15 protein-coding genes are annotated in these 17611 nt (G+C 71.7%); 7 read left to right on the top strand and 8 right to left on the bottom strand.

Annotation, left to right across the window (positions count from 1 at the left end; translation table 11 throughout):
* Positions 1 to 57: 57 nt before the first annotated feature.
* Complete coding sequence (locus FLW16_RS17245; RefSeq protein ID WP_142561104.1) at positions 58 to 798, bottom strand: GbsR/MarR family transcriptional regulator; 741 nt, start codon at positions 796 to 798, stop codon at positions 58 to 60.
* Between the two features lie 310 nt (positions 799 to 1108).
* On the opposite strand from FLW16_RS17245, the gene FLW16_RS17240 reads away from it, so the two are divergent.
* Complete coding sequence (locus FLW16_RS17240) at positions 1109 to 2338, top strand: serine hydrolase (protein WP_142561142.1); 1230 nt, start codon at positions 1109 to 1111, stop codon at positions 2336 to 2338.
* Between the two features lie 145 nt (positions 2339 to 2483).
* Positions 2484 to 2891 (top strand): hypothetical protein, encoded by a 408-nt coding sequence (locus FLW16_RS17235; RefSeq protein WP_142561103.1) that lies wholly within the window; start codon positions 2484 to 2486, stop codon positions 2889 to 2891.
* Positions 2892 to 2987: 96 nt separating this feature from the next.
* Here FLW16_RS17235 and FLW16_RS17230 read toward each other — a convergent pair whose 3' ends face one another.
* The 7 genes from FLW16_RS17230 to FLW16_RS17200 form a co-directional block, all read right to left on the bottom strand.
* Entirely contained in the window at positions 2988 to 3992 is a 1005-nt protein-coding gene (locus tag FLW16_RS17230; protein WP_142561102.1) for a TIGR04500 family putative peptide maturation system protein, read from the bottom strand.
* Positions 3989 to 4915 (bottom strand): MvdC/MvdD family ATP grasp protein, encoded by a 927-nt coding sequence (locus FLW16_RS17225; protein WP_142561101.1) that lies wholly within the window; start codon positions 4913 to 4915, stop codon positions 3989 to 3991. Before FLW16_RS17225 ends, FLW16_RS17230 begins: the two co-directional genes overlap by 4 nt.
* Before the next feature lie 71 nt (positions 4916 to 4986).
* On the bottom strand, positions 4987 to 6387 hold the full coding sequence (locus tag FLW16_RS17220) for a dihydrolipoamide acetyltransferase family protein (RefSeq protein WP_142561100.1): 1401 nt from the start codon (positions 6385 to 6387) through the stop codon (positions 4987 to 4989).
* 16 nt (positions 6388 to 6403) lie between these two features.
* A complete protein-coding gene (locus FLW16_RS17215) occupies positions 6404 to 7378 on the bottom strand; it encodes an alpha-ketoacid dehydrogenase subunit beta (protein ID WP_142561099.1) in 975 nt (324 codons plus the stop codon).
* On the bottom strand, positions 7375 to 8466 hold the full coding sequence (gene pdhA / locus FLW16_RS17210) for a pyruvate dehydrogenase (acetyl-transferring) E1 component subunit alpha (RefSeq protein WP_260615338.1): 1092 nt from the start codon (positions 8464 to 8466) through the stop codon (positions 7375 to 7377). The genes FLW16_RS17215 and pdhA overlap by 4 nt, the downstream gene beginning before the upstream one ends.
* Before the next feature lie 209 nt (positions 8467 to 8675).
* The gene (locus FLW16_RS17205) at positions 8676 to 10289 is read right to left on the bottom strand and encodes an amidohydrolase (RefSeq protein WP_142561098.1); all 1614 of its coding nucleotides are present in this window, start codon (positions 10287 to 10289) and stop codon (positions 8676 to 8678) included.
* A gap of 19 nt (positions 10290 to 10308) precedes the next feature.
* A complete protein-coding gene (locus FLW16_RS17200; protein ID WP_142561097.1) occupies positions 10309 to 11625 on the bottom strand; it encodes an MFS transporter in 1317 nt (438 codons plus the stop codon).
* A gap of 116 nt (positions 11626 to 11741) precedes the next feature.
* Here FLW16_RS17200 and FLW16_RS17195 point away from each other — a divergent pair, with 116 nt between their 5' ends.
* The 5 genes from FLW16_RS17195 (at position 11742) to purL (ending at position 17573) form a co-directional block, all read left to right on the top strand.
* Positions 11742 to 13361, top strand: coding sequence for a PucR family transcriptional regulator (locus tag FLW16_RS17195; RefSeq protein WP_142561096.1), 1620 nt, complete (start codon positions 11742 to 11744; stop codon positions 13359 to 13361).
* Between the two features lie 134 nt (positions 13362 to 13495).
* The gene (purS, locus tag FLW16_RS17190) at positions 13496 to 13741 is read left to right on the top strand and encodes a phosphoribosylformylglycinamidine synthase subunit PurS (protein ID WP_142561095.1); all 246 of its coding nucleotides are present in this window, start codon (positions 13496 to 13498) and stop codon (positions 13739 to 13741) included.
* 174 nt (positions 13742 to 13915) lie between these two features.
* Positions 13916 to 14365 (top strand): ATP-binding protein, encoded by a 450-nt coding sequence (locus FLW16_RS17185; RefSeq protein ID WP_079315171.1) that lies wholly within the window; start codon positions 13916 to 13918, stop codon positions 14363 to 14365.
* 182 nt (positions 14366 to 14547) lie between these two features.
* Positions 14548 to 15231, top strand: coding sequence for a phosphoribosylformylglycinamidine synthase subunit PurQ (gene purQ / locus FLW16_RS17180; RefSeq protein ID WP_142561094.1), 684 nt, complete (start codon positions 14548 to 14550; stop codon positions 15229 to 15231).
* 86 nt (positions 15232 to 15317) lie between these two features.
* A complete protein-coding gene (gene purL / locus FLW16_RS17175) occupies positions 15318 to 17573 on the top strand; it encodes a phosphoribosylformylglycinamidine synthase subunit PurL (protein WP_142561093.1) in 2256 nt (751 codons plus the stop codon).
* Positions 17574 to 17611: the final 38 nt, after the last annotated feature.

Below are 17611 nucleotides of genomic sequence, written 5' to 3'. Positions count from 1 at the left end.
GGATGAGACGCACGCGGCCGGGCGGCCGCGCTCTTCACGGCGCTCATCCTCTCATCCTCAATCGCCAGGCGTTCGCGCCGGCCGGCGAGCGCTCGGGGCGGCGCGGTTCTGCCACTGCTCCAGGACCTGCCGGAAGGCCTCGCTCACGAGGGACAGAAGTTCGGCGGAGGACTCGAAGCGGACGCCCGCCGGGGTCGCGGCCCCGAGTATCTCGGCTCCGCGCCGCGATGCGGCCACCAGGGCCTCGTTCATCTGGAGAGACGCGAGCATCGACCGGAGCCAGATCTCGTCGTCGAGGACATAGCGTTCGCGCCGCGCGCCGGGAACCCGTTCCCGCCTGAGCATCCCCTGCTGTTCCAGGAAGGCGACGGCGTGGGAGATCGAGGCAGGGCTGACGTGAAGCCGCTGGACCAGGTCGGCGGCGGTGAGAGTGCCGGAGTCGGTGACGTACAGGCAGGCCAGCACCCTGGCCTCCATCCGGGGCAGCCCCTGCTGAGCGAGGAGGTCGATGAAGGACTCCGTGAAGTCCAGCACCGCTTGGGGGTCACGCCCATGGCCGCTGTCGGGGATCGGCGGCGCCGGAGGTTGAGCCCGCTTGTGCCGGCGCGCTCGGTGCCGCGTGGCCTCGTGCGCCCGCTCCGCCCCGTAATCGTCGGGTCCGCCGTTGCGGGTGACCTCCCGCATGACGGTCGAGGCGGGCCGGCCCAGACGCCGGCCGATCTCCGCGTATCCGAGCCCCTCGGCCAGCCCCGCAGCGATCTGCTGACGGTCCTCGTCGGTGAGTCTGCCTCCGGGCATCGGTGCTCGTCTCCTGTCCGCCGACGTGCGCGGAGCTCGGCGCCCGCGTGCTGCACAGTATGCATTCACCCGGAGTCCATTGCAATGCACGCCCGGTCGCTCATTGCGTTCAGCTTCACAGTCATTGCAAAGCCTGCCCTTGCGTCCTGTGATAGCAGGCACTATTCGCTCGTTTATCTGTTGACCGATCAGTGAACGCAATGTAGTGTCGCAGACGTTCAGAGATTCCCGAACGCTTGTGGGTGCCGGTGGCACCGCAAAGGGAGTCCCGATAAAGGCAGATCGACCACTGTGCGTGAGGAGATTCATGATGGAAACCGGCGACAGCGGATTCTCCGCAACCGGGCTGCGCAGGTTGCGCGAGGTGCTTGCGCGGTATGTCGAGTCGGGCAGGATTCCCGGGCTCGTCGCCCTGGTCAGCCGGGCCGGCCGGACGCACGTCGAAGCGCTCGGGACGATGCGCCATGACGGTGGCGCGCCGATGCGCCGGGACACGATCTTCCGGATGGCCTCGACGTCCAAGCCGGTCTCGGTCGCGGCGGCGATGGTCCTGCTGGATGAGTGCAGGCTGCGACTGGACGACCTGGTGGACCCGTGGCTGCCGGAACTGGCCGACCGCCGGGTGCTGAAGCGGATCGACGGCCCGCTGGACGACACCGTGCCGGCGCGGCGGCCGATCACCGTGCGGGACGTGCTGACCTCCACGTTCGGGATCGGCATGGATATGACGTCGCTGGGCACCCCGATCATGAACGCGGTCTTCGAGCAGGGGCTCACGCCCAATCTGCCGGTGCCGATGCCCGAGCCGGACGAGTGGATGCGCCGCCTCGGCACGCTTCCGCTGATGTACCAGCCCGGAGAGCGCTGGCAGTACCACATCGGCAGCGACCTGCTCGGCGTGCTGGTGGCCAGGGTCACGGGCCAGTCGTTCGAGGAGTTCCTGCGCGAGCGCATCTTCGATCCGCTGGGGATGACCGACACCGGTTTCCACGTGCCCTCGGACAAGATCGACCGGCTGCCGACCCTCTACGCCCCCGACCCCCAGACCGGCGAGTTCCTCGTGTGGGACGAGGCCAAGGGAGGACGGTGGAGCGAGCCTCCGGCCTTCCAGGGCGGCGGCGGCGGGCTGGTCTCCACCGTCGACGACTACCACGCCTACTTCCAGATGCTGCTCAACGGCGGAACGCACAAGGGGAAGCGGATCCTGTCCCGGCCCGCCGTCGAGCTGATGACCACCAACCGGCTCACGCCCGAGCAGAACGCCGCCCGCAACGCCATGGCCGTCAACAACGTCCACATCTCGCACGGCCAAGGGCAGCACGGCGGCTGGGGCTTCGGGATGGCGGTGCGCACCTACCGCGGCGACTACGCCTCCGTCGGCCAGTTCGGCTGGGACGGCGGAAGCGGCACCGCGGCCTACGCCGACCCGGCCAGGCAGCTCACCGGACTCCTGCTCACCCAGGTCGGGGCGTCCACCCCGGATTCGATGCAGCTCATCCACGACTTCTGGACCACGCTCTACCAGGCGATCGACGACTGACACCGAGCCCGCGTCCCGGCAGACCCGCCCTCAGCCCCCTGACGCACCAGGCATCAAGCACGGGGCATCAAGCACGGGGCATCAAGCACGGGGCACCGGCAGGACCCTTTCTCCCATCCGTGCAACAGCTGTAAAGGACCCCACCATGTCCATCACCCTCATCGACCAGGACAAGATCACCCTGCGGACCGCCGCCTACGGCGCCGTCTCGCTGCTGGCCGCCGCCGGCGCCGCCGGCTCGCCCCACAAGGTCGCCACCGAGGGCTCCATCGCCCTGACCTCCGCGACCGGCCTGGTCGGGCACGTGCTCGCCGAGAAGTCGACAGGCATGAACCTGAGCGGCAAGTCCGTGGCCGAACTCGCCGACCACGTGCTGCCGGCCCTGACGGCGGCCATGAGCCTGCTCAAGAAGCAGGCTCCGGCAGAGGCCGACAACTTCCGCGGCACCGTCATCGTCGCCATCGAAGCAGCCACCCGGGCCCAGAAGGGCGCGCCCAGCCCCACCATGGCCGACATGGCCCGCAAGATCACCGCAGCTCTCGACGCCGCCTGACGGCATGTCCCGGGGTCCTCTCCGGCCCCCGGGACGCGGCGACGACCGGCCCGGCGATGCCCGTCACCGGGTCGTCGATCGCGTTCAGCCAGGTCCTCACAGCCAGTGCCACTCGATGGAGGCCCGCCTGCGCCGGCCGGCGAGCCACTCGTCGAAGGCGGTCTCGCCCGCCGCGACCAGCGTCTCCGGATCGTCCCGTCCCACCCGGCGCTCCAGCACGATCCCGGTCAGATAGCCGTCGCCGTACGCCACCGGACCGACCAGCGTGTCGTGCGCGGCGTGGCGCAGGGGCGCGGGCAGGTCTCTGGCCCACCGCGCGCCGACGGTCACCACGGCCTCCCCGCAGCCCAGCAGGCCGCCCACGCCACGCAGCAACTCCCCGTTCACCGGCTGCGACCCGGTCACCCACAGGGCGCGTACGCGGTCGAAGTCGCAGCGGTGGGCCGCGAAATGGCCCGGCGCGAGCTCGGCCTCCTTGCGCCGCCGGAAGCGCCGCCGCCGCGCGATCCCAGCGATGAACGCCTCGAACTGCTCGCCGGACAGCGACATCTCCGCCAGCCAGGCCAGCGTGGAGGCGCGGTCACGCAGGCCGTGGCCGGCGCGGAACTCCTCGGTGGCGGCCCGGATGTCGGCGTCGTCGAGTGGTTCGCCGTCCTCCAGCGTCTCGTTCATCAGCAGGCACTGCTCGACGATCTCGTCGTGGACGTCGCGATCGCCGTACGGCCGCCTGGGCAGCAGCATGAGCGCCTCGGCGACGCGCAGGCGCACGCGGTCGACCGTGACCAGATATCCGGCGGCCCAATTTCCGGCGGCCCAGTGGGCCGAGTGCTCGGCCGGCCAGGGCACGCCGTCGTCCGGCGAGGCGGAAAGGGCCACGGTGCCACCCTCCGGATGTTCGACGAGCAGGTCGTAGTCGACCAGCGGGCTGTCCGGACGCAGGCCGACGACGAGCTGGGCCCGTGCCTCCGGGTGGGTGGCCGCCCACGCCGCGGCCAGGCTCCTGGCCTCGGGAACGGCCGTACGGCGGCGGCGCAGGCCGCGCAGCAGTTCGACGGCTTCGGCGAGGACCGCGGCGAACGCCGTCACCGATACGGCGGTCATGCCGCCAGCCAGGCGGCGATGGCGTCGCTGACCGGCAGCCCGGCGCTCTCCTCCACCGGCGCCCACGCGCCGTTCGGATCGATCTCCAGGAAGACGTGCTCGCCTTCCCCGGTCAGCGCCAGATGCACGACCGCGTAGCTCAGGCCGAGCGAGGCGGCCAGGGCCACGCACCGGCGCTCGATCTCCTCCGGCAGGCGGTGCACGGCGAAGTCGCCCGGGCCGTCACCCGGCCGCTCGCGCACCCGTACGGCGAACACGCGCTCGCCCACGACGACCGCCCGCAGGTCCACGGTCCGGGGCAGGCAGGGCTGCAGGATGACCGGCTCGTGCTGCAACCGGTGGCGTGAGGCGAGGTGCCGGCGGCGGACCAGCGTGGTGTGCACCCGGTGGTCCTGTCCGTCGATCCGCAGGTCCTCGGGGTCGAGCAGGTTCACCAGCAGTCTGCCTCCGGCACGCTCGTACGCCGGGACCAGCTCCGCCGGGTCGTTCGTGTACACGGTCTCCGGCACCGCGAAGCCCAGCTCGGCGGCCAGGGCCGTGTGGACGAGACGGTTGCGCGTCCGGCCGGTGACGGGGTGCGGGCACGGCAGCCAGCGGGCCCGCACGAGTTCCCACACGCCGTCCAGGTGGAAACGGGACTGCCACTCGACGTGCGCCCGGTGGGTCGGGTCCGACACGTTCGCCGCGGCCACCGAGCGGCTGGGGCGCAGGTTCCACACGGCGGTGACCGTGGCGAGATCGACCACCTGGGCGCCGGTGTCCAGCGTCAACCGCCGCGAGCCGTCGGCGAAGGCCGCGGTCACCCGTGACCTGGCGGGAAACTCACCGCTGTCCCACCAGGTCACGGGGACGCCCAGGCGCTCGATCTTCGGGAGGACACGGCGCACGGAGGTGTCCTGCCGGTCGCTCAGTATGAGGATCACAAGCGAACGGTAGGAATCCGAGCTTGCGCCTCACTGGTTCGGATCTTGCATCCGACTTGAGTGGTCCCCGCTCAGCTCCAGGCGAGCATGCGGAGGGGGTCCTCCAGCATGGCGCCGACGTCGCGCAGGACGTACGAGCCGAGCTCGCCGTCGACCACGCGGTGGTCGAACGACAGCGCGAGCGTGGTGACCTTGCGGACCGCGAGCTGCCCGTCGACCACCCAGGGCATGTCCCTGATCTGGCCCACGGCGAGGATCGCCACCTCCCCGGGATTGAGGATCGGCGTGCCGGCGTCGACGCCGAAGACGCCCACGTTGGTGATCGTGATCGTGCCGCCGCTCAGCTCGGCGGGCTGGCACTTGCCGGCCCGCGCCCGCTCGGTCAGCTCGCCCAGCGCCCGGGCGAGCTCGGGCAGCGACATCGCGTCGGCGTCCTTGACGTTCGGCACGATCAGCCCGCGATCGGTGGCGGCGGCGATGCCGAGGTTCACGTAGTGCTTGACCACGATCTCCTCGCCGGTCCACGTGGCGTTGACCATCGGGTGTCGTTTGACCGCGGTGATCAGGGCCTTGGCCACGAGGAGCAGCGGGGAGACCTTGACCTCGGCGAACTCGGGCAGCGTACACAGCCGCCGGACGGCCTCCATCGTCTCGGTCACGTCGACCTGCAGCCACTCGGTCACGTGCGGGGCCGAGAACGCGCTGGCCACCATCGCCTGCGCGGTCGCCTTCCTGACCCCCCTGACCGGGATGCGCTCCTCCCGCGCCCCGGCCTCCCGCCGTGCGGCGGCCGGAACGGGGGCGGGTGCCGCCACCGCGGCCTCCACGTCCGCCCGGGTGATCGATCCCTGGGGGCCGGTGCCCGTGAGGGTCGTCAGGTCGACACCGAGGTCCTTGGCGAGCTTGCGGACCGGCGGCTTGGCCAGGACGCGGGCCCGTGCGGACGCCGTGGACCCGTTGCCCTGGACCGCATCGGCCGGAGCGGGAGCGGCCGGCGGGGGCGCGGCGGTCCGGGCGGGTGGAACCGGCGGAGCGGACGCGGCGGCCGGAGCGGATATGGAGGCCGGAGCGGACGTCGCCGGCTTGCGGGGGCGGCGGCGGGTGGCGCTCGTCTTGACGCCGTACCCGACCAGCACCGGCTGGCGCTCCTCCTTCGCCGGAGCGCCGTTCCGCACGTCCGGCACCATGTCGTCCGCCAGGGCCTCCCGGCCCGCGCCGGCGCCGCCACCGTCCGCGCCGTCCTCGACCGAGATGATCGGGGCGCCGACGTCGACCGTCTGGCCCTCGCCGACCATCAGGGCGGAGACGGTGCCCTCGTAGGGGCACGGCAGTTCGACGACGGCCTTGGCCGTCTCGATCTCCACGATCGTCTGGTTGATCTTCACCGCGTCGCCCGGGGCCACGTGCCACTTGACGATCTCGGCCTCGGTCAGCCCCTCGCCCACGTCGGGGAGCCTGAACTCACGGAGCATGAGAAGTCCCTCCCCCTCAGTACGCGAACGAGCGGTCCACGGCGTCGAGCACGCGGTCCAGGTCGGGCAGGTAGTGGTCCTCCAGCCGCGACGGCGGGTAGGGCGTGGAGAACCCGCCGACCCGCAGCACGGGCGCCTCCAGGCTGTAGAAGCAGCGCTCGGTGATGCGCGCAGCCAGCTCGGCCCCGAAGCCGGTGAAGACGGGGGCCTCGTGGGCGACGACGCACCGTCCGGTCCGCGTCACGGACTCGGTCAGGACGTCCACGTCGAGAGGGTTGAGCGAGCGCAGGTCGATGACCTCGATGTCCCGCCCGTCCTCCTCCGCCGCCGCGGCGGCCTCCAGGCAGGTCTTCACCATCGGCCCGTACGCGAGCAGCGTGATGTCGCGGCCCTGCCGTACGGTGCGGGCGCGGTCGAGCGGCAGGCCGGAGGCGGCGAGGTCGACGTCGGCCTTGTCCCAGTAACGGCGCTTGGGCTCGAAGAAGATGATCGGGTCGTCGCAGCGGACGGCGTCCTGGATCATCGTGTACGCGTCCGCCGGGTTGGAGCACGCCACCACCCGCAGGCCCGCCGTGTGGGTGAAGTACGCCTCGGGCGACTCCGAGTGGTGCTCGACCGCCCCGATGCCGCCGCCGCACGGAATGCGTACGACGACCGGCAGCTTGAGCGTGCCGAGCGACCGCAGCGGCATCTTGGCCAGTTGGGTGATGATCTGGTCGGCCGCCGGGAACACGAACCCGTCGAACTGGATCTCGCAGACCGGCCGGTAGCCGCGCAGGGCCAGGCCGATCGCCGTCCCGATGATGCCCGACTCGGCGAGCGGCGTGTCGATCACGCGGTCCTCGCCGAAGTCCTTCTGCAGGCCGTCGGTGACGCGGAAGACGCCGCCGAGCTTGCCGACGTCCTCTCCCATCACGAGCACCTTGGGGTCGTCCTCCATCGAGCGGCGGAGGCCTTCGTTCAACGCCTTGGCGAGAGTGAGTGTGGTCATCGTTCGAACCCCGCCAGGTAGGTCAGGTACTGCTCGCGTTCCTCGTCGAGGAGTGCGTGGGCGCCGGCGTACACGTGATCAAAGATAGCCCCGGGTGGCGGGTCGGGCAGCGCCAGGCACCGGCTTCGCACGTCTTTGCCGAGCGCGTCGGCCTCGGCGTCGATCTTCTCGAAGAATTCCTGGTCGGCGAGCTGGTTCTTGAACAGGTACGCCTTGACCCGCTCGATGGGGTCCTTCAGCTTCCACGCCTCCAGCTCGTCGGCGAGGCGGTAGCGGGTGGGGTCGTCGGAGGTCGTGTGCGCGCCCATGCGGTAGGTGAAGGCCTCGATCAGCGTCGGCCCCTGCCCTTCGCGGGCGTTCTGCAGCGCGCGGCGGGTCACGGCGAGGCAGGCGAACACGTCGTTGCCGTCCACGCGGATCCCGGGGAAGCCGAAGCCGGAGGCCCTCTTGTACAGCGGGATCTTCGACTGCTTCTCCAGCGGCTCGGAGATGGCCCACTGGTTGTTCTGGCAGAAGAACACGATGGGGGCGTTGAACACCGAGGCCCAGATGAAGGACTCGTTCACGTCGCCCTGGGAGGTCGCTCCGTCGCCGAAGTAGACGATCGTGGCCGCCTCGGCGCCGTCGCGCTGGATGCCCATGGCGTAGCCGACCGCGTGCAGGGCCTGGGAGCCGATGACGATCGTGTAGAGGTGGAAGTTGTGCTCGGCCGGGTCCCACCCGCCGTTGCTCACGCCGCGGAAGAGGCCGAGCAGCTTGACCGGGTCGACGTCGCGGCACCAGGCCACCCCGTGCTCCCGATAGGTGGGGAAGGCCATGTCGGCGTCCGTGAGCGCCCGGCCTGAGCCGATCTGGGCCGCCTCCTGCCCGAGCAGGGACGCCCAGATGCCGAGCTCACCCTGCCGCTGGAGCGCGACGGCCTCCAGGTCGACGCGGCGGACGAGGACCAGGTCGCGGTAGAGGGAGCGGACCTCCTCCGCGGTCAGCTCGATGTCGTAGTCGGGATGCTCGACCCGCTCCCCTTCCGGGGTGAGCAGTTGGACGAGCTCCGGGGGTGCGTCTACACCACGAGGGGCGTCGGCTGTCACGTGCCACTCCTGTGCGTCTCGGGCCCCCGCGGGTGGGGTCACCCCCGCAGGAAGGCCGGGTCGTCGGGCGTACGGCCGCTGGGGTGGGCGACCGGGCGCATATGTGGACATCGTGGCAGAACTCACACCCCTTAGCGCAAGACCCCGCCCGCCCGTCCACACTTCTCCGATTCCCGGACTGTGGGACGCCACACCCCCGGGACCACGTCTCAGGAGTGGTGGACCACCCGCCCGCCCAGCATCGTCAGCCACGCGTCCACCCCCGCCAGCTCGTCCACGCCGAGGCGGTCGAGGTCGTGGTCCAGGACGACGACGTCGGCCAGCTTGCCCGGTGTCAGGGAGCCGATGCGGTCCTCCATCCGCAGCGCGTAGGCCGCGTCGGCGGTGTGGGCGCGCAGCGCCTCGTCCAGGGTGACGGCGTGGTCGGCGCCGATGGGGTCGCCCTCGCGGGTGCGCCGCCGTACGGCGTTGGCCACGGTCTCCATCGGCCGCAGCGAGGAGACGAACGAGTCGCTCGACAGCACCGGGCGGAGCCCGGCGTCGATCTCCTCGCGCATCGGCTGGAGCCGGTGGGCGCGGCGCTCCCCCAGCCGCCGCACGAAGTCCCTGCCGCTGTCGTGCAGGAAGTTCGGCTGGTTGACCGGGATCACGCCGAGCGCGGCGAAATCGCGCACCTGGCCGGGCGTCGGGTGGCCGCAGTGCTCGATGCGCGGCCGGGCGTCGTCCCCCGACACGGCCACCGCCGCCTTGATCGCGTCGAGCGTGTAGGCCATCGCGAGATCGCCCTGGGTGTGCACGCCGACCTGCCAGCCGGCCTCGGCCGCCCGGCGGACCAGGTCGGTGAGCCGCTCCGGCCGGTGATAGGTGGAGCCGGTGAACTGGCCGCCCTCGCCGTACGGCTCGCTGAACAGGGCGGTGCCGCCGAGCAGCGTGCCGTCGCAGTAGAACTTCATCGCGCCCAGGCGCAGCATGTCGTCGCCGAAGGGACCGGCCAGGCCGAGCGCGGCCAGGTCGTCCAGCATGTGCGACAGGGGCATGCAGACCGTGCGGACCGGCAGCGTGCCCGCGGCGTGCGCGGCCCGGTAGATCGACAGCTCCCGGCGGGACACCTGGGGGTCGCACACCGTCGTGAGCCCCGCCGACAGGTACCTCTCCCCGGCGGCGGCGAGCCAGGACAGCAGCTGCTCCGCCGGGAGGTCGGTGTGGAAGTTGGGGCCGTGGCAGCCGATGTCCACCGCGGTCGGCAGCAGCAGCTGCATCGCGGAGTCCAGCACCATCCCGGTGAGCCGGCCGCCCTCGTCGCGCAGGAAGGCGCCGCCGACCGGGTCGGGCACGTCCGCGGTGATGCCCCGCCACGCCAGCGCGGCGGAGTTGACCACGGCGTGGTGGCCGGAGACGTGGTAGACGATCACCGGGTGCTCGGTCGTCGCCTCGTCCAGGTCACGCCGGGAGGGCCGGCCCCCGGGAAACTTCGCGTCGTCCATGCCGAACGCCCTGATCCACTGGCCCGGCGGCGTACGCTCCGCCTCCGCGGCGATCACCGCCACCAGGTCGGCGGCGCTCCCCACGGCCGGGTAGCGGGCGTCGACGGACACCAGGGACTCGGCCGTGGACAGCAGGTGGTTGTGCGGGTCGATGAACCCCGGCAGCACCGTGCGGCCGCCAGCGTCGATCACCTCGGCGCCGGGTCCGGCCACGGCCGACACGTCGGCGTCCCGGCCGACGGCGAGGACGCGGCCGTCGCGTACGGCCAGGGCCTCGCCCCTGGGCGCACCGGGGTCCATCGTGCGGACCTTGGCGTTGGTGATGACGATCGCGGACAAGACTCCTCCAACTACTGGATCACTGGGAGACGGCGGGAACGCCGGGAACGGCCGGGGTGTCGCGGTGGCGCGGCGCGACGGCCAGGCAGACCACGCTGAGCAGGCACATCCCGATCAGCAGCCCGATGGCGGGCGCGGGCCCTCCGCCACCGGCCTGGACGAGGGCGGTCGCCGCCAGCGGCGAGAGCCCGCCGAAGATCGCCCCGGCCACCTGGTAGGCCAGCGACATGCCCGTGTAGCGGACGTTCGGGGGGAACATCTCCGCGAGCAGCGTGGCCATCGGCCCGTACGTCGCGGACATGGCCAGCCGCATGAGGCCGAGCATCAGGAAGATGAGGACCGTGTTGCGCGTCCCCATCACCGTGAACTGCGGCACCGCGAGCAGGGCCACGGCGACCAGCCCCACGATCACCACGCGGCGCCCGCCGACCCTGTCCCCGAGCCACGAGATGACGAGGGTGGCGACGAGCTCGACGAACGCGGCGAAGCTGAGCCCGTTGAGCACCACCGGCTCCTCGACGCCGACGCCGGCGCCGGTCGCGTACGCGAGCAGGAAGGTCGTCGCGATGTAGTAGCCGCCGATGGCCACGGGAAGCGCCCCGATGCCGAGCAGCACGGGCCGCCACGACGACCGCAGCACGGCCCTGATCGGAAGCTCCGCGGCGGCCGCGGGCGCGCTCTCGCGCCGCTGCCTGACCTGCTCGAAGACCGGCGACTCCTCGACCCGCAACCGGATGAACATGCCGACGAGCACCAGCACCGCCGAGACGAGGAACGGCACCCGCCAGGCCCACTCGCGCAGGGCCTCGTCGCCGAGCGAGGTCATCAGGCTGAACGCCCCGGTCGCGAGCAGGGCGCCCGCGGAGTTGCCGAGCTGGGCGAACGAGCCGTAGAAGGTCTTCTTCCCCTCCGGGGCGTGCTCCACCGCCATCAGCGCGGCCCCGCCCCACTCGCCGCCCACGGCGAGACCCTGGACGAACCGCAGCAGCACCAGCAACGCGGGAGCGGCCGCTCCGACGGAGGCGTAGGTGGGCAGCAGTCCGACGGCGAAGGTGGCCACGCCCATCATCAGCAGCGTGACGACCAGAGCCGACTTGCGGCCCAGCCGGTCGCCGAAGTGACCGAAGACCACGCCGCCCAGAGGACGCGCGAAGAACCCGACGGCGTACGTCGCGAACGCCGCCATGACGCCGACCAGCGGATCGGTGGACGCAGGGAAGAAGACGTTCCCGAAGACGAGGGCGGCGGCGGTCGCGTAGACGTAGAAGTCGTACCACTCGATCGTGGTGCCGATGAAGGCCGCGAACGCGGCCCGGCGGGGAGTTCGTCGGTCCATGAGGTCCTCCGGTGGGTTGGGGGTTGGAGAGACCGTAAGACCAGGTCAGACGCGAGCACTGTGGGCGATGTGCACTATCGTCGGGGCTTTCTCGGGCGAAGCGCACAGGAGAGGTCATGCCGCTCACCGTCGCCGACGTGCTGGCCATGCCCATGCTGGAGATCACCCTGATCGCGGGCCGCGACGGGCTGGGCAACCACGTCAGGTGGGCCCACGTGACCGAACTGGCCGATCCCGTGCCCTGGCTGCGCGGCGGCGAACTGGTCATGACGGTCGGGCTCGGGCTGCCCGCGTCCGCGCGAGGCCGCGCCGAGTACGTCGAGCGGCTGAGCGGGGCACGCTGCGCCGCCCTGGCCTTCGCGCTGGACGAGCACCTGACCGAGATACCGCCCGAGATCGTCGAGGCCGCCGCCCGGCTCGGGCTGCCCCTGCTCGAGGTCACCGGCAGGACGCCGTTCATCGCCGTGGCGGAGGCCGTGGCCCGCTGGCACGCCGACGAGCGGGTCCGCGGCGAGCGGCGGGCGGCGGCGGCGCAGGAGGCGATGGCCCGCGCCGCGCTGCGGCACGGCTCGCTCGGCATCCTCCGCGCGCTCGCCGAGCACACCGACTGCGAGACCCTCCTGCTCGATCCGCGGGGACGGCCCCGGGTGTCCCATCCCGAGGGAGCCCGGCCGTGGCACGCGGAGGCGGCGGAGGCGGTCGGCCAGCTCACCGGGCCCCGCGGCTCCATGGTGATCGACAAGGGCGACCGGGTCCTCCAGGTGCAGAGCCTCGGCTTCACCGGGCCGCCCCGCGGCTGGCTCGCCCTCCACGGCGCGACGACCGAGTGGCACACCAGGATCCTGGCCAACCAGGCGGCGAGCCTGCTGGCGATCGAACTGGTGGGGCTGCACCGGGCCCGCGCCCGCGCGCACGCACAGCGCGCCGCCGTGCTGAGCGCCGTGCTCGACGGTGCCGTCCACCACGGTGCCGTCCACCACGGTGCCGTCCCCAACAGCGCCGCCCATCGTGCCGCCGCCGGCGCGGATCCGGCGGCACCGCTGTTCGCGGCCGACCGGCTCGCCGAGATCTGCCCCATGCCGCCCCCGCCGTACGAGGTGATCGTGGCCGTGGCCCGCGTGGAGGGCGAGGCCCCGGCGCTGGCCGATCCCGCGCTGGACGCGCTGAGCGACATCATGGGAGACCCGGCCGCCGAGGAGACGGTCTTCGTCTGCCCGCGCGCCGGCGGGCTGCTCCTGGTGGTGCCGCAGACCGATCCCCGGCTCGGTCCCGCCCTGGTCGAACGGCTGGGCGCGCTCACCGGCCTGGACATCTCCGCGGGAGCGTGCGGTGCGCGGGACATCGGCGAGATCGCGTCGGCCGTACGGCATGCGACGGCCCTGGCGGGCGGCGAGGGGTACACGCACGTCGACGACCTCGAGCCGTGGGCGCTGCTGCGCGACGCCCTGGACCCCGAGGGCGTGGCCCGCTTCGCCGACGTGGTGCTCAAGCCGCTGCGGGAGCACGATCTGCGGCACGGCGGCGCCCTCGTCTCCTCCGTCCGGGCCTTCCTCGACTGCGGCGCGAGCGTCGAGGCCGCGGCGAGGCGTCTCGGCGTCCACAGGAACACCATGCGGGCCCGCCTGCAGACGGCCGAGCGCGTCTGCGGGCGCGACCTCGGCAAGGCGCGCGACCGCCTGGAGCTGTGGCTCGCCCTGTCCCTGGACGAGTTCGTCCCGCCGGGGCGCAGGAACTGAGCCGGGCGCCCGGCGCGGCGTCCCGGCCCGTCGGGGACGAGCCGGCGAGGCGGCACTAGGCTTGACCCAAACGGACCCCCGAACGGGCGGACCTCCCCGAATCGGCGGGCCCTCATTCGAATTGGAGGAACATCGTGGCGCGCGTCATCGTCGACGTCATGCTCAAGCCGGAGATCCTCGACCCGCAGGGCCAGGCGATCGCCCGGGCGCTGCCGCGACTCGGCTTCTCCGGGGTCTCCGGGGTTCGGCAGGGCAAGCGGTTCGAGTTGGAGCTGGACGGCCCGGCCGACGAGGCCGCGCTTTCGGACGTCCGAAAGATGGCCGAAACCCTGCTCGCGAACACGGTCATCGAGGACTTCACGATCCGCGTCGAGGGGTGAAGTGACGCATTTCACACCACTGTTCCCGCAGCTTGTCCACCCCTAATCAGGCATCGGTCCGTCTCGAACCCACCTATCCAGTGCGTCCTGAATAACGGGGGCGTGATTTTGCGGTTAGCCCTGATTCATCGGGGAAGCCTACCTTGGTGACCTTCGACACCGGGGAGGGGTCCGGTGGATATTGAGTTCTCACTGGCGATGCCGCGGGACGCGATCGGCATTCCGATGGTCCGCAGAGTGGTGGGAGACGCGCTGCGGTCTCTAGGGGTGACCGAAGAGTGCGTGTCCGACATACTCCTGGCCACGTCCGAGGCGTGCGCCAACGCGGTGCGACACGGTGGTCCCGCCAACCGCTACGAGGTCATGGCCACCATAGGCAACGGCCGCTGCGAGTTGCGCGTCGCCGACGAAGGCGAGGGGCTGCACATGATCCCCCGCCAGTATCCGCCGGCGGAGACCGAGAACGGCCGGGGCATCCTGATCATGCGCGCCGTCGTGGACGATCTCTCGTTCGACATCACTCCCGGGCGCGGCACGACCGTGCGCCTGTCCAAGGAACTCGACTGGGACGAGGACGCCATCGCCCACCACCTCACTCTCGACCGTCATCTCGCCGGGGTCTGAGAACCGCGCTCCGCACCGCGCCGGGCTCGGGGAACCCGGCGTGACGGGTGATCGGAAGTGGGCCTCCGCAGGGGGAGCCGATTTGGCGGCTCCGATACCCTGAGGTGTACCGCCACAGACCGCCGTCCGGCCAGATGACGGTGGCGACCGGCTTGGCGGGGATCCTTGGAGGGAAAACTGTCATGAGCGCTGCCCGGGTGGGCGTCGTCACCTTCCCCGGAACACTCGACGACCAGGACGCCGCGCGAGCGGTACGGCTGGCCGGAGCGGAGGCGGTGCCCCTGTGGCACGCCGATCACGACCTCAAGGGAGTCGACGCCGTCTTCCTGCCCGGCGGGTTCTCCTACGGCGACTATCTTCGCTGCGGGGCGATCTCCCGGTTCTCCCCTCTCATGACCGAGCTGATCCCGGCCGCCCAGGCCGGGCTGCCCGTGCTCGGCACCTGCAACGGCTTCCAGATCCTCTGCGAGGCGCACCTGCTGCCGGGCGCGCTGACCCGCAACGAGGGTCTCCACTACATCTGCCGCGACCAGCGCATCCGCGTGGAGAGCACGCGTACGGCGTGGACGGCGGACTTCGCTGACGGCCAGGAGATCGTGCTGCCGATCAAGCACGGCGAGGGCCGTTACGTGGCCGACGCGGACACGCTGGCGGCGCTGGAGAGCGAGGGCCGGGTGGTCTTCCGCTACGCGGGCGGCAACCCGAACGGCTCGCTCAACGACATCGCCGGGATCACCAACGAGGCCGGGAACATCGTCGGCCTCATGCCCCACCCCGAGCACGCGGTCGAGGACCTGACCGGCGCGCCGAGCGTGGACGGCCGCCACTTCTTCACCTCCATCCTGAAGCGGCTGGTGAACGCATGACCGGGAGCGAACCCGACGCAGTGAGCGGAGTGGCGGGTCGAGGAACGAGGGACGCCGCGGAGCGAACGAGGAGCGGTGAGCGACCGATGAACCCCGACAGTGTGCGGCGCGCCCAGGAGACGCCGGACGAGCGCCAGCCGTACGCCGAGCTGGGCATGAAGGAGGACGAGTACCAGCGCGTACGCGACATCCTCGGCCGCCGCCCGACCGGCTCCGAGCTGGCGATCTACTCGGTCATGTGGAGCGAGCACTGCTCCTACAAGTCGTCCAAGGTGCACCTGCGGCAGTTCGGGACCAAGGCGCCCAAGTCGGAGGCCCTGCTCGTCGGCATGGGCGAGAACGCCGGCGTGGTCGACATCGGCGACGGCTGGGCCGCCACCTTCAAGATCGAGTCGCACAACCACCCGTCGTACGTCGAGCCGCACCAGGGCGCCGCGACCGGCGTCGGCGGCATCGTGCGCGACATCATGTCGATGGGCGCCCGGCCGGTCGCGGTCATGGACGCGCTGCGCTTCGGCGGGGCCGACCAGCCCGACACGCGCCGCGTGCTGCCCGGGGTCGTCGAGGGCATCAGCCACTACGGCAACTGCCTCGGCCTGCCCAACATCGGCGGCGAGGTCGTCTTCGACCCCTGCTACATCGGCAACCCGCTGGTCAACGCCCTGTGCGTCGGCCTGCTGCGCAAGGACCAGATCAAGCTCGCCACCGCGCCCGGTCCCGGCAACAAGGTCGTGCTGTTCGGTGCCAGGACCGGCGCGGACGGCATCGGCGGCGCGTCGGTGCTGGCGTCGGCCACCTTCGAGGACGAGTCGCAGGCCAAGCGGCCCGCCGTACAGGTCGGCGACCCGTTCATGGAGAAGCTGCTGATCGAGTGCTGCCTGGAGCTCTACCAGGCGGACGTGGTCGTCGGCATCCAGGACCTCGGCGCGGCCGGGGTGTCCTGCGCCACGACGGAGCTGGCGGCCAAGGGCACCGGCGGCATGGAGGTGAACCTCAACCTCGTCCCGCTGCGCGACCCCACGCTGCGGCCCGAGGAGATCCTCATGAGCGAGTCGCAGGAGCGCATGATGGCGGTCGTCACACCCGACGACATCCCCGCCTTCATGGCGATCTGCGACAAGTGGGACGTGCCGGCGACCGTGATCGGCGAGGTCACCGACACCGGCAGGCTCGTCATGACGTGGGACGGCGAGGTCATCGTCGACATCCCGCCGGGCACGGCCGCCGACGAGGGCCCGGTCTACGAGCGCCCGTTCCACGAGCCCGCCGGGCAGGCGGAGCTCAACGCCGACGGTCCCGAGCGCCTGCCGAGGCCAGAGGACCTGCGGGAGACCCTGCTCACCCTGCTCGGCTCGCCCAACCTCGGGTCCAAGGAATGGGTGACCTCCCAGTACGACCGGTATGTCCGGGGCAACACGGTCCTGGCCCAGCCCGCCGACGCCGGCATGCTGCGCATCTCCGAGGTCATGCCGGGCGCGCAGGAGACCACCCGGGGCATCGCGCTCGCCACCGACGGCAACGGCCGCTACGCGAAGCTCGATCCGTACACGGGGGCCCAGCTCGCGCTGGCGGAGGCGTACCGCAACGTGGCGGTGACCGGCGCGAAGCCGCTCGCCGTCACCAACTGCCTCAACTTCGGCTCGCCGGAGGACCCCGAGGTCATGTGGCAGTTCTCCGAGGCCGTACGCGGGCTCGCCGACGCCTGCCGGACCCTGGGCGTGCCGGTGACCGGCGGCAACGTGTCGTTCTACAACCAGACGGGCTCGACCGCGATCAACCCGACGCCGGTGGTCGGCGTGCTCGGCGTGATCGACGACGTGGCCCAGCGGGTCAGGTCCGGCTTCACGGCTCCGGGCCTGCGGGTCCTCCTGCTGGGCGAGACCCGCGAGGAGTTCGGCGGCTCGGAGTGGGCGCACGTCGTCCACGGCCACCTGGGCGGGCTTCCCCCCCAAGCCGATCTGGAGGCCGAGCGCGGCCTGGCGGCGGTGCTGACCGAGGCGGCGGCCCGCGGGCTGCTGGAGGGCTCCCACGACCTGTCCGACGGCGGCCTCGCCGTCGCGCTGGCGGAGTCGTGCCTGGCCCAGGGCGTCGGCTGCACGGTGACCCTGCCGGGCGAGGACGCCTTCGTCGAGTTGTTCAGCGAGTCGGCCGCGCGGGCGCTGGTGTGCGTGCGGCCCGAGGCGTTCGACGCCTTCGCCGACCTGTGCGCCCGCCACGAGGTCCCCTGCTCAGGGCTCGGCCTCACCGGCGGTGCCGCGCTCACGGTCGAGGGCGTCCTCGACGTCCCGGTCGAGGAGCTTCGCGAGGTGCACGCGTCCGCGCTCCCGCGCGTCTTCGGCTGATTCCGATCGAGTGAAAGGGCCCTTCCGGACGGACCGTC

Origin of the sequence: Microbispora sp. KK1-11 (assembly GCF_006874435.1) — a bacterium.
GTDB classification, from domain to species: Bacteria; Actinomycetota; Actinomycetes; order Streptosporangiales; family Streptosporangiaceae; genus Microbispora; species Microbispora catharanthi.
The sequence above is the reverse complement of the archived record's forward strand: the minus strand, read 5'-3'. Positions and strand labels throughout refer to the sequence as shown.

Coding starts and splice junctions, on each gene's coding strand:
- FLW16_RS17245 (WP_142561104.1), bottom strand. CDS start 798: ATGCCCGGAGGCAGACTCACCGACGAGGACCGTCAGCAGATCGCTGCG.
- FLW16_RS17240 (WP_142561142.1), top strand. CDS start 1,109: ATGGAAACCGGCGACAGCGGATTCTCCGCAACCGGGCTGCGCAGGTTG.
- FLW16_RS17235 (WP_142561103.1), top strand. CDS start 2,484: ATGTCCATCACCCTCATCGACCAGGACAAGATCACCCTGCGGACCGCC.
- FLW16_RS17215 (WP_142561099.1), bottom strand. CDS start 7,378: ATGACCACACTCACTCTCGCCAAGGCGTTGAACGAAGGCCTCCGCCGC.
- FLW16_RS17220 (WP_142561100.1), bottom strand. CDS start 6,387: ATGCTCCGTGAGTTCAGGCTCCCCGACGTGGGCGAGGGGCTGACCGAG.
- FLW16_RS17195 (WP_142561096.1), top strand. CDS start 11,742: ATGCCGCTCACCGTCGCCGACGTGCTGGCCATGCCCATGCTGGAGATC.
- FLW16_RS17200 (WP_142561097.1), bottom strand. CDS start 11,625: ATGGACCGACGAACTCCCCGCCGGGCCGCGTTCGCGGCCTTCATCGGC.
- purQ (WP_142561094.1), top strand. CDS start 14,548: ATGAGCGCTGCCCGGGTGGGCGTCGTCACCTTCCCCGGAACACTCGAC.
- purL (WP_142561093.1), top strand. CDS start 15,318: ATGAACCCCGACAGTGTGCGGCGCGCCCAGGAGACGCCGGACGAGCGC.
- FLW16_RS17230 (WP_142561102.1), bottom strand. CDS start 3,992: ATGACCGCCGTATCGGTGACGGCGTTCGCCGCGGTCCTCGCCGAAGCC.